The 11842-nt window shown below is 70.2% G+C and carries 8 protein-coding genes; 7 read left to right on the top strand and 1 reads right to left on the bottom strand.

All coding sequences use genetic code 11. The features are described 5' to 3' along the window. Positions 1-5: 5 nt before the first annotated feature. Genes KEG38_RS08980 through KEG38_RS08950 form a run of 7 tightly spaced genes read left to right on the top strand, consistent with a single transcriptional unit; the run spans position 6 to position 11294 of the window. Positions 6-2186, top strand: a complete 2181-nt coding sequence (locus tag KEG38_RS08980) for a type VI secretion system Vgr family protein (protein WP_272418700.1) — start codon at positions 6-8, stop codon at positions 2184-2186. Between the two features lie 10 nt (positions 2187-2196). Then, complete coding sequence (locus KEG38_RS08975) at positions 2197-4407, top strand: type VI secretion system Vgr family protein (RefSeq protein WP_272418699.1); 2211 nt, start codon at positions 2197-2199, stop codon at positions 4405-4407. Positions 4408-4415: 8 nt separating this feature from the next. Beyond that, positions 4416-5177, top strand: a complete 762-nt coding sequence (locus KEG38_RS08970; RefSeq protein ID WP_272418698.1) for a hypothetical protein — start codon at positions 4416-4418, stop codon at positions 5175-5177. A 33-nt stretch (positions 5178-5210) separates the two neighbouring features. Further along, a complete protein-coding gene (locus KEG38_RS08965; protein WP_272418697.1) occupies positions 5211-7004 on the top strand; it encodes a PAAR-like domain-containing protein in 1794 nt (597 codons plus the stop codon). Continuing rightward, positions 7004-8521, top strand: a complete 1518-nt coding sequence (locus tag KEG38_RS08960) for a hypothetical protein (protein WP_272418696.1) — start codon at positions 7004-7006, stop codon at positions 8519-8521. Before KEG38_RS08965 ends, KEG38_RS08960 begins: the two co-directional genes overlap by 1 nt. After that, the gene (locus tag KEG38_RS08955) at positions 8518-9522 is read left to right on the top strand and encodes a hypothetical protein (RefSeq protein ID WP_272418695.1); all 1005 of its coding nucleotides are present in this window, start codon (positions 8518-8520) and stop codon (positions 9520-9522) included. Before KEG38_RS08960 ends, KEG38_RS08955 begins: the two co-directional genes overlap by 4 nt. Further along, positions 9519-11294, top strand: coding sequence for a HEAT repeat domain-containing protein (locus KEG38_RS08950; protein WP_272418694.1), 1776 nt, complete (start codon positions 9519-9521; stop codon positions 11292-11294). Before KEG38_RS08955 ends, KEG38_RS08950 begins: the two co-directional genes overlap by 4 nt. Here the strand turns inward: KEG38_RS08950 and KEG38_RS08945 are convergent, their stop codons facing one another. Next, positions 11295-11792: a hypothetical protein gene (locus tag KEG38_RS08945; RefSeq protein WP_272418693.1), complete on the bottom strand. Its 498-nt coding sequence runs from the start codon at positions 11790-11792 to the stop codon at positions 11295-11297. It abuts the gene before it with no gap. Positions 11793-11842 lie beyond the last annotated feature (50 nt).

Genomic DNA, 11842 nt, shown 5'->3' with positions numbered 1-11842 from the left:
GCGCGATGGAACTTGCATTCGCCGAGGTCGTCGTCACGGGGATCGAGGTGCGCCGCGTGCTCTCGCTCCGCGGAGAGGAGGCGCTCTCGACCCTCTTCCGGTACGAGGTCGAGGTCGAGGTCGAGCTGCCGCTGCCCGACGTCGACGTGGTGATCGGCGCGGAGGCGACGCTGACCCTGCGGGATCAGGCGCACAAGGAGCGCGTGGTCACGGGCGTGGTGGCCGAGGCGAGCGCACGGGCGCTCGATAGCGAGCGCGGGCGGGCGACGCTCGTCCTCCGGCCGATGATGTGGCGGCAGTCGCTCGGGCGTGACTGCTACGCGTCGCAGGACGTCCGTGTGCAAGACGTGGTCGACGATGTGCTCGCCGACTACACCGGAAAATACCGCTGGGCGCTCACGCGCAGCTACCCGCGCTACCCCTACCGCGCGCAGTACCGCGAGGACGACTGGACCTACGTGAGCCGCCTCCTCGAGGAGGAGGGGATTTACTACTGGTTCGATCACGACGCGGGCTCGATCACCGTCTTCTCGGACAACTCGACGGCCGCGCCGGAGATGCCGGGCGGCGCGCTCCTGCCGTGGGTGCGCGAGAGCGCGCTCCAGCCGAAGCAGGACGCCGTGACGCAGCTCGGCTCGGTGAGCGCGGCTTCGACGGGTCGGTTCGCGGCGAAGTCGTACGACCTCAAACGTCCGCTCGTGCCGATCAAGGCGCAGGCCGGCGCGGGCCGGCACGAGGTGTACGACGCGCCGGGCGGGGGCACGGGGATGGAGGCGATCCTCGCGGTGCGGGTGCGAGATCAGCGCGACGCGGCCGTGGCCGCGCGGGCGGGCGTGATGGGTTTGTCGACGAGCGTGCGCCCCTACCCCGGCGTCACGCTCGAGATCGACGGGCACCCGGTCGGCAAGCTGAACGGGCGTTACCTCGTGACGCGCGTCGAGGTCGACGGCGACGAGCATCAGCCGTGCGACACGCGCTTCTGGGCGATCCGGGCCGAGGTCGCGTTCCGGCCCGAGCGAGCGACGCCGGAGGCGAAGCAGGCGGGGCTCCAGCTCGGGCAGGTGATCGGGCCCGACGGGCAGGAGGTGCATCCGGACGAGCTCGCGCGGGTGCGGACGATCCTGCACTGGGATCGGCTCGGCCCGCGCAACGAGAAGGGCGGCACGTGGATGCGCGTGGCGCAGCGCGCGGCCCCTGGATCGATGCTGTTTCCGCGCATGGGCTGGAACGTCGCGACCTTCAACGAGGAGGGCGGCGTCGACGCGCCGAGCGTGATCTGGCGCATCCACGACGGCCAGCGCCTGCCCGAGTACAAGCTGCCCGGCAACATGACACGCGTCGTGTGGAAGACGGCGACGGTGCCCGCGGACGGCACGGCGAACGAGATCTACTTCGAGGACCGGATGGGCGCCGAGGAGATGTTCATCAACGCCTCGCGCGACATGAACTACATCGTCCTCGATTCGCGCTGGGAGAGCATCCAGAACGACTCCACGCGCACGGTCGCGGCAAACCACGACCTGACGATCCACGCCTCCCAGGAGGAGCGCGTGATCCGCGATCAGCAGATCCGGATCGGCGGCAACGAGACGCTGACGGTCTCGGGCCTGCGCATCAAGTCGGTCTCGGGCAACGAGACGGAGACCGTGGGCGGCTCGCGGACGATCCGCGTGGGCGACGCGCACCGAACGTCCGTGAAGGGGGATCGCACGCTCTCCGTCGGCGGGTCGCTGATCGAGATCACGCCGAACAACATCAACCGGACCTCGCGCGACATGGTGACGGTCGTCGGCGGCAGCGTCGTGAAGATCGCGGGCGAGGACGTCTCCGAGGTCGCGCGCAAGGACTCGGTGCAGGTCATCGCCGGCTCGAAGATCGAGGTGGCGAAGAAGGACCGCGCCCTCGACGTGAACAAGGTGTGGAACGAGGAGGTCGGCGGCTCGATCGTCTGCGTCTCGAACGAGAAGTACCTCGACAACGCCGACACGACGTCGACGTGGAAGGTCACGTCGTCGGTCCTCGGCAGCGCGCCCGTCGTGCACATCGAGGCGGTCGAGAGCATCCGGTTTTCGTGCGGATCGAGCGTGCTCACGATGACCACGGAAGCGATCACGATCACGACCCCGAGCCTCGATCTGTCGGGCGCGACGTTCGACGCCGACAGCGGGATCATCGAGCACAACTGAGGAGGACGCCGTGGCAACCGAGGATCCGCTTCGTTATTTCATCGAGCTCGGCGGCGCGACGTACCCCGTCAAGACGATCACGGGCGAGGAGGCGCTCTCGCGGCCGTACCGCTTCGAGATCACGCTCCAGGTCGAGCCCACCGATGCGCTGGATCCGGACGCGCTCATCTTCACGGACGCCACGGTCACGCTGACGCGCGCCGCCGACGAGCGGCGGATCCAGGGCGTGGTGACCCAGATCAAGCGCGCCGCGACGCGCAAGGGCAACGCGGGCACGGGCAAGGTGACGCTCGTGCTCGAACCGCGCCTCGCGACCGCGCGGCACCGCGTCGACATCCGGATCTTCCGCGACAAATCCGCGCCCGAGATCGTGGCCGAGGTGATCGGCGCGCACGGCGTGACCGTGGAACCGCGGCTCGTGGGCTCGTACGTCAAGCGCCCGTACTGCGTGCAGATGCGCGAGTCGGACCTCGATTTCGCGGCGCGGCTGCTCGAGGACGAGGGGATCTTCTACGTGGTCGACGACGAGGGCCGCATGGTCCTCGGCGATTTCACGAGCGCGTATGTCGAGGGCCCGGGGACGCTCGCGTTCCACCATGACTCGGGGCTGCACGAGAACCGCGACGCGATCTTCGAGGTCGGCTGGGCGGGCCGCGCGACGGCGGGCAAGGTCTCGCTGCGCGACTTCAACCCGGAGCGGCCGCGCCTCGACATGGACGTCTCGGCCAAGGGCCCGACGGCGTGGGGACCCGAGTGGTACGACTATCCGGGCGAGTACGAGCTGCCCGCGCAGGGCCAGGCCAAGGCGAACCTCCGGGCCGCGGCGCTCGCCTGCGTGAAGCGCCGCCTCGCGGGTCGATCGACGGCGGGGCGCATGGCGACGGGCACGATCTTCTCGCTCCTCGACGCGCCCTCGGGGGTCGCGGACGGCGCGTACGTCCTGACGAAGGTCGTGCATGCGTGGGATCGGACCGCGTCGTCGTTCTCGGTCGCGTTCGAGGCGCTGCCCGCGGACGTCGTGTATCGCCCGCTCTGCGAGACGCACGTGCCGACCTTGCCGAACCCGCTCACGGGCTTCGTGACGGGCCCCGCGGGCGCGGACATCCACACGGACGCGTGGGGCCGCGTGAAGGTGCATTTCCCGTGGGATCGGCTGCAGCCCAAGGACGACACCTGCTCGCACTGGATCCCCGTTTTGCAGGACAACACGGGTCGATCGTCGGCGATGCCGCGCATCGGCTGGGAGGTGCTCTGCCAGTTCCTGGAGGGGGATCCGGACAGACCCGTCATCCTCGGACGTGTCTTCAACGCGGCGGATCCCTTCCTCGAGGAGCTGCCGATCCGCAAGATGCGCACCTCGCTCCACTCGCTGACCTCGCCGCGCTCGACGGACAAACCCTCGGGCTACAACATGATCCGCTTCGACGACCTGGCCGGCGCGCAGGAGATCCACGTCCACGCGCAGAAGGATCAGAACATCGTCGTCGCGAACAACCAAGACGAGAAGGTCGGCAACGTCGAGCAGCGGACCGTCAAGGGCAACGAGGCGATCCGGATTGGCGCGAACGAGACCATCAACGTGACGGACGACAGCGCGTCGAAGGTCGACGGCAACCTGACCGTGAACATCGGCGGCAACCGTACCGCGACCATTTCGGCCTCGCAGACGGACACGGTCCACAAGGACCACACGATCTCGATCGGCGGCTCGCACCTGCGCGACACGCACGCGGACGACAACGTCGCGGTCGAGCAGAACATGACGGAGCTCATCGCCGGGCACGTCTTCGAGCAGTCCGGGCACACGAACGCGGTCACGGCCGGCAAGACCTCGACGCTCGTCGTGGGCGGCTCGATCGTCGAGATCGGCAAGCTCAACAAGGCCGAGAACACGGAGAAGGTCCGGAACGAGACCGTGAGCGGCCTCGTCTTCAGCAAGGCCGACGAGAAGCACGCGTCGCGCGCCGAGGAGTCGCGCACGACGACCGTGGCGGGCGACTACATCGGCGTGTCGCTGAAGGAGCTCTTGCTCGCGGGCCTCGAACGGCTCCGCATCGAGTCCACGAGCACGACCCTCTCCGCGCCCGAGATCACGCTGAAGGTCGGCGACACCGAGATCCACCTGAAGAGCGGCCGGATCGACATGAAGGCGCCGAGCGAGATCACGATCGACACGCAGCAGGCCAATAACCTCGCATCGACGACGTCGTCGCAGAACTGAGGAAGGCGATGGCCCACACGAACTACCTCTATCGCATCTTCCACAGGCCGGCGTCGCACGCGCGTGCCCTCATCAACGGCATCCCGATCTACGACCGGATCGTCCCCGACAACGTCGCGCCGGTCGGCCCCGTCACGCACTGGCTGGTCCGCGGCGAGAACACGATCACGGTGGAGCTCTCGCCCTCGCCGCGCTCGCCCCTCACGCCGGATCTCGGGCCGCATTTCGAGATCTCCGTGCGGCTCGCGGAGGACATCGATCACGCCATCTTCACCTGGGACTACCCGAAAAGCGTCGCTGCGCTGGGCCTGCCGATCGATCTGCCGCTCGTGGGCGGCGGCGTGCTCCGCATCGACGACGACCTGCCCGATCCCGTGTATCGGCGCGGCTCGCGCGAGGAGTTCCCGGTCGAGGGCACCCTCGATCAACGCGCGGCCGTGCAGGAGCTCTACGACGCGTTCGCGACGCGCGACGCCGGGCGCTTCGAGACGGCGATGGACCTGAAGGTGCGCGAGTTCGAGCGTTATTACGGCCCGCAGCCCCTCTCGCGCGCCGAGGCCTTGAAGCGGATGAACGAGCCATGGCTCATGGAGCCCTTCGACGCGCACGACCTGCGCTTCGACCGCTACGCCGACGGCCGCGTCGCCTACGTGCGCCGCGCCTCCGGCAAGCCCGCCGTGCGCGCGCAGCACCGCGACGAACCCACGCTCGGCTGGGGCTCGAACTTCTACATGACGCGTCTCGATGGGCGCTGGCGCATTTTCTGTTGACGGACCGATCTCGAGGCGACGGAGGAACGAGCGATGGGCGCGACCGTTACGAACGAAGACCGCGGCGTCACGACGAAGACCAGCGAGCACACCGCGATGACGATCGGCCCGACGGACGTCTGCTTCGATCCGCCGAAGCAGAAGCCCGTGCCGCACATCAACCACGTGACGACGGACAAGGCCGTCGAGCACACGTCCGGAAAAACGCTCTTCCAGAACGGCAACGTCGTGCGCGTGGGCGAGGCGATCACGCCGAGCGATCCCGCGCACGGGGACTCGGGCGGCGGCGTCGTCAGCGGCACGTACCGCGAGGAGGCGCGGGCCACGGCCGGCTCGCCCGACGTCCGCGCCGAGGGCAAACCGCCCGCGCGGACCGATGATCCCACGACGCAGAACCACTCGAACACGACGGGCAAGATCCTGCAGGACGTGCCGCCGGAGTTGCTCACGGACAACCCCGAGGAGTTCTTCAAGCGCTGCTCCTACGACACGTCGGAGATCAAGGGCGGAGACGAGGAAGCCCCGTTCGTCGGCAACATGCCGCAGATCGACATCAAGCGCGGCGACGAGATCAAGATCGTCGCGAAGCGGAAAAACGCGAAGGTGCCCGACGCGCCGCCGGATTGTGTTCAGCCGCCGCACATGAAGTGGCTGCTCACCCGATCGGGCGGCCTCACCGCGCTCGGCGCGGCGATCCCCGAGAAGACGGGCGAGATGGAGGGCGACGAGATCACGCTCGGCGAGGATTGGAACCCGCCGTATGGCGGCCCGATCGAGTTCTCCGGCGAAATTTCGCAGAACGATTCGGACGCGACGAAGCGCCGGCGGATCAACGACAAGAACCGCTACGCGCAGCAGAACGCGGCGGCGCGTGGCTCGTCGCGGGTCGAGAACCAGGACGGGCGGCAGGCGTACCAGCAGGTCCAGCGCGACAAACAGCTCGAGGAAGCGGCGCTGAACAACCTGCGCACGCTGGCCGAGTTCCTCTGGGCCTGGCGCGCGTACCAGAACCCGGTGCGGATCCTGATCACCGGCCGCGCGTGCAGCGGCGGGGTCAGCTACGAGGTGCACTGTTATCCCGAGGGGGAGTTCACGTTCGAGCTCCCGCTCGAGCCCATCATTCGCGTGGGCCGCTGGATCAACCGCAGCCTCGAAACCGTCCAGCAGTTCGCGCGCCTCGGCAGGGTCGAGACCGAGGGCAGCATCAAGGCCCCCGGCGACGACTTCAAGGTCGAGATCCAGTTCAAGTGGGAGCCGGGCGAGGACGCGGATCTCTACCGGATGGTGCGCACCGCGGAGGTCAGCGTCAGCGGCCTCCTCTTCGAGCTCACGTTCGAGGCGAGCTGCCCGCTCACGAACTTCCTCGCCATCGTCCCGTTCGTCGGCGGCGTCGCGGCGAGCGCGGTCGGCTGGATCATCCAGCGCATGGGCGCCGAGGCGAGCATCGGGTTCGGCGTCGAGGTGAGCATCTCCGCCGCGGCGTACATCTCGTTCAAATGGACGAAGGCGCGCGGCTGGCAATGGGACACGGCGGGGGTGAAGCTGCCGGTCGAGGTCAAGATCTACGCCTTCATCCGCGTCCAGGTGCGTGATTGGCTTCAGATCGAGGGCCGCATCCAGGTCCAGGCGGAATGGGCGCTGCTGCTCGAGGCGAGCGACGCCGGCCTCGCGCTCAAGTCGGACGACGGCGAGCTCAAGGCGGGGCTCACGGGTCTCATCAAGATCGACGTCTGGTTCTACAGCTACGAGCAGACCGGTGAGTGGTGGCCCGATTGCCTCAAGACCGAGTTCAAGAAGACGGACCTCGCAACCCTCATCAGCAACTGATGCCCAAGGCCGAGCCTTTTCGCCGCATCCTCGTCGCGGAGTCGCCGGTTCGTCCCGCCGGAGAGCGCCACGCCAAACCCCTGCCTTGTCACGTCGGCGTCTTGCCCTGGGCCGTCGATCGGAACTGGCTCACGATCTTCGTCGTCGCCACGTTCCGCTTCGATCGGAGCGCGACGCATCGGTCGATCCCGCTCGAACCCGCGCCGCCGCGGCGCCTGCACGCAGGTCCGAGCGCGCCCGGTGAGCCCGTGCGGATCGACGATTTCGTTCCCTTGCGCCTCGCGGTCGATCTGACGCTCGCGGGGCACGTGGAGATCGTCCCCATGCCTTCGGGCACGCTCGGGCCGAGCGCGCTGCCGCGCCTCGCCGAGGTGGGCCTCGGGGCGCGGCGCCTTCCCTTCCTGGTGCAAGCGGACAAACCCGGGCGGATCCCGCTCCGGCCGCCGTATACGCGGACGCCGCACGGCCGTGAGATCGATCTCGGGCCGGAGGCCTGTCACGACGGATCGAGGCACGATTTCCTGCACCCGGAGAAGTTCGACCTGAGCGTCTACCAGGCGGGGACGCCGGAGATTTCGTACGAGGTCGAAGAAGTGACCTCGATCTACCTCGCGGGGCTCGGGCCGGATCCCGCGGCGACGTGGGAGATCGCGCTGCCGGCGTACGTGCCGCGCGCGCTCGTGGACTACAGCTCCGCCCGCGTGCGCCGCGGGGACGTGCAGCTCTTCCTCGACGGCGTCGCGATCGACCTGGATCAATCGACGGTGGACGTGACCTTTCGCGGGCTCGTCGAGACCACGGACAAACCACACCTCGACGTGGACCGGATCGTGATCGGCTGGGCCCCTCCCCGGCGCTGGAGCGAGGACGCGGCGGGCGCGTGGGACGATGTTTTGCGGGAGCTGCCGCGCGGGCGGTTCCGCTTCGCGGTGGAGCGCGAGGATGTGCTGAAGGGCGAGGATCCGCCCGCCCTGCGGCAGGAGGAGCTCCTGATGGCTCGCTACGAAACGTGGGGACACCCGAACGCCGCCGAGCCGGAGATGCAGCCGCACGAGGCCGCGCAGGTCGCGGCGGAGCTCGCCGAGCAGCGATGGCCTCGCGGCGAGGTGCTCGCGAAGCACAGGATCGACGAGTACACCTGGGGGATCGAGGAACGCGCGTGGGCGCAGCGGCTCGCGAGCGTGCGCGAGGAGGCCGACGGCGGGCCGAGCGGGGAGTACGTCCGGGCCTACCGGCGCGCCTCGCAGGCGCTCGCGACGCCGCGGGAGGCCGCGATCACGCCCAAGGAATTCGTGGCGATCGCGGCGAAGATGAAGCGCGAGGATCCGACGCAGGTGCTCGCGAAGGCGGGGCTCGGGATCGCGGCCTTCGGGCGGCTCGAATGGCGCTTCCGCGAGAAGGCGGCCGAGGACAAGGCGTTCGCCGCGGAGCTCGCGCGCCTCATGGCGGAGGAAGAGACACCGCGCGAAGGGCCGAAGCTCGGTGAAGGCGGGGCGCGTGAGGAGGGCGGTCGATGACCACGATGGGCCTCGTCGCGGGCGTGGGGATGTCAACGCCGCTCGGGCTCGACGCGCGGCAGTCGGCGCTCATGCTGCGCGCGCGCAAGCTCTCGCCCGGGAAAACCGGGCACCGGGATCGGCGCGGAAACTCCATCGGAGACGTGCGCGCGATCCGCATCGACGACGCCTGCAAGGGGCGCGAGCGGCTGATCGAGCTCGCGGCGCCGGCGCTCGTGGAGGCGACGCGCGGGATCGGCGCGGCGAAAGGGCCGATCCCGCTGTTCCTCTCGCTGCCGCCGCGACGCGCGGAGGAGGAGGAGCCGCTCGGGCCGGACTTCCTCGACGTCCTCGGCAAACGCGCGGGCGTGGCCGTCGCGCTCGCGGCCTCGGAGGCCGTGGTGCTGGGGCACGCGGGTTTCGCCGCGGCGCTCGCGCGGGGCCTCGCGGCGCTCGCGGCGCCGGGAGCGGGCCCGTGCGTGGTCGTGGGCGGCGTCGACAGCCACCATGATCCGGCCGTGCTCGCGGCGCTCGACAAGGAGCGGCGGCTGCACGCCGAGGGGGCGTGGAACGGCTTCATCCCGTCGGAGGCCGCGGCGTTCGTGGTGCTCGCGCGGCAGGATGCGGCCCCGCCGATCGCGCGCGTGCTCGCAGTCGCGACGGGGATGGAGCGCGAGGACGGGACGGAGATCGGCGAGGCCGCGACAGAGGTCGCGCTCCGCGTCGCCGGGGCGATGCGCGCGCCCGTGCCGTGGGTCCTGCCGGACGTGAACGGGGAGCGGCACCGCGTGAAAGAGTGGAGCTTCGTGCGCATCCGGAACCGATCGGCCTTCGACGAGGCCAAGACGATCGAGACGCGCCTCTACGACGAGCTCGGCGACGTGGGCGCGGCGAGCGGTGCCGTGCACGCAGCGTACGCGTGCATGGCGTTTCGCCTGGGGTTCGCCCCGGCACCGGAGGCGCTCGTCACGCTCGCGTCCGAGGGCCCCGCCCGCGGCGCCTTCGCCCTGGGGGCGCCATGATGCTGCAAGGTTTGCCCGGAACGACATCGACGCGCCCGCTGCTCGAAGGCGTGCGGTCCGCGCTCGAAGACAGCCTGCTCGCGATCGCCGATCGATCGGACACGGCCGAGCTCGCCGAGGCGCTCCGCGAGGGGATCGCGCTCCTGACCCGCCTCGTCGCGGACGAACCGCGCGACCTGGACGCGCTCGAAGCCCTGTCGCGCACCTCAACCGCGCTGAAGGCGGCGCGCGAGCGGATCTCGCTCGACGAGGTGGTGGCAAACCGCATCGAGGGCGCGGCGCGCTGGCTCGCAGACGCGAGCGAGCGGCTGCGCGGACGGCTGCCGGCGCGGGCCCTGGGGGCGGCCGCGGAAGCCACGCAGAACGAGGAGATCGTCGCGAGCGTGGGCGTCCCGCGGGCACATCCGGTCGTCGTGCCGCCGCCGCGGGTGCTCTCGCGCGAGGAGGCGACGGCCGCCGAAGGGGCACGCGGGCGGGCCCTGCTCGCAGCGTCGCGGGGCGCCGCGGGGGAGCTCGCGCAGATCCGCGCCCTCGCGCGCGACTGCTTCGAGGACATCGCAAGCCTCGGCAGCCTGCGCAGGCTCTACGATCACGAGCCCTGGGTCGACGCCGGCCCCTTCGAGCAGCGCCTGCTCGACAACCTCGACGCGCTCGTCGCGCTCGAACGGCCGCTCGATCCAGCCGCGCCCTCGCTCGGGCTCGTGGAGTCGCTCTTCGCATACGCCATCGAGTGGGTCGTGCCCGATTTCGGCCGGACCTTCGCGCTCGCCTTCACGCTCTCCTGTCTCGCCTCGGAGACGGCGATGCGCTGGGTCGTGCTGGCACTGCGCCGCTCGCACCCACGGACGTACCCGGCATTCGTCGATGCATTCGCGCTCGGCTCGAACGAGGCGATCGATCGCACCCTCGTCGAGCTCTGTCGCGAGGACGATCCCGCGCTCGTCGAGGTCGCGCTCTCCGCGATGGCGCGGCGCGGCCGCGTGGACATGGCGAGCGCGGTGCTGCTCCTCATGCGGCCCTCACCTTCGCCGGCCGTGCTCGACAAGGCGATCGACCTCGCGGCGCGTTTGCCCGCACAGGCGGCCACGCCGCTGCTCGCGCGCCTGCTCGACAGCCCGGACCCCGACACCGGCGCAAGCGCCGCCGCGGCCCTCACCACGCTCGGCGACGCCCGCGGCCCGAAGCACCTCCGCGCCTTGCTCCAGCGTCCCCGCACGGACGACGTCGCGGCCTTGCGCGCACGCCGCATCGCCCTCGAAGCCCTGTGCCTCCTCGGCAGCCCCTTCGATCGGAACCTCCTCGGCACCGAAGCGAGCCTCGATCGCGAGGGTTTGCCCTGGCTCGGCTGGCACGGGCACCCCGACCACGTGCCCGTTCTCATCGAAGGCATCCGCCGCGCAGCCGCGAACGGGGCATTCGACGAGGCAGATCGAATCGGGCAGGCCCTTGAGCGAATCGGCGGCGGCTCGGCACCACGCCCCGGCGCGCTCGCGGGCGGCGACTTCGAGGAGCGGCTCGCAGCATGGCTACGCGCGTTCGAGGAGCGACGGCCCCTCGACAACCCCCGCATGCGATTTGGCCAGCCGTGGACGCCGTCCGCGATCCTCACCGAGCTCACGGCGCGCGGAACGCGCCAAGGCGAACGGCCGATCCTCGCACGCGAGCTCGCGCTCGTGACCCGCAGAGCGGTGCACCTCGACGTCGCGGGCTGGATCGTCGTCCAGGAGCGCGCGCTCGCGGCGGCCCGCGATGCATTGCCCCGGCAAACCTGATCAATTCAAGCGCAGCATGCGCCCGACGATCTTGTGCACGCCTTCCGCGCGCGACAGGATCCGCTCGGCGTACGTCTCGACCTCGCCGATCGCGCGCAGCACGACGGCTGCGGTCTGCGCCGAGAGCGAGAGCTCCTCGCCGGCGTCGAGCGCGATCCGCTTCGCCTTGATGGTGTAGCTCTCGGCCGCGTCTACGCCGGGCGTCGGCTGCGTGCGTAGCGCGCCGATCACGACGAGCGTGCCGTCCGCGCCTTCCTCGACGAGCACGCGCTCGCATCGCGCGCGGGCGCCTTCGATCACGGTTGGGTGGACCGACGGATCGAGCTTTGCGGGTGCGGTCGTGGAGCCGATTCCGAGCACGACGCCGTCCTCGCGGAGTGCGTGCACCTCGGCCGTGAACAATGCCGGACGCCGGGCCGGCCCCGGCACGGGCTGGAGCCGCGGCCCCCGTTTCGCCGACGCTGCTTCGATCCCGCGCACGTTGGTGGCACGCTTCATGGCTCCTCCAGAGGCCTCGGATTCTATACGAGTCCGCGGCGCGTGCGGAT

This window comes from Polyangium jinanense (assembly GCF_028435265.1).
Lineage (GTDB): Bacteria > Myxococcota_A > Polyangia > Polyangiales > Polyangiaceae > Polyangium > Polyangium jinanense.
Note: the sequence above shows the minus strand (reverse complement) of the source record. Positions and strands in the feature narration are given on the sequence as shown.

What these genes read in the sequence shown, in the direction of transcription:
- KEG38_RS08980 (WP_272418700.1), top strand. Translation starts at nt 6, where the DNA reads ATGGAACTTGCATTCGCCGAGGTCGTCGTCACGGGGATCGAGGTGCGC.
- KEG38_RS08970 (WP_272418698.1), top strand. Translation starts at nt 4,416, where the DNA reads ATGGCCCACACGAACTACCTCTATCGCATCTTCCACAGGCCGGCGTCG.
- KEG38_RS08965 (WP_272418697.1), top strand. Translation starts at nt 5,211, where the DNA reads ATGGGCGCGACCGTTACGAACGAAGACCGCGGCGTCACGACGAAGACC.
- KEG38_RS08960 (WP_272418696.1), top strand. Translation starts at nt 7,004, where the DNA reads ATGCCCAAGGCCGAGCCTTTTCGCCGCATCCTCGTCGCGGAGTCGCCG.
- KEG38_RS08955 (WP_272418695.1), top strand. Translation starts at nt 8,518, where the DNA reads ATGACCACGATGGGCCTCGTCGCGGGCGTGGGGATGTCAACGCCGCTC.
- KEG38_RS08950 (WP_272418694.1), top strand. Translation starts at nt 9,519, where the DNA reads ATGATGCTGCAAGGTTTGCCCGGAACGACATCGACGCGCCCGCTGCTC.
- KEG38_RS08945 (WP_272418693.1), bottom strand. Translation starts at nt 11,792, where the DNA reads ATGAAGCGTGCCACCAACGTGCGCGGGATCGAAGCAGCGTCGGCGAAA.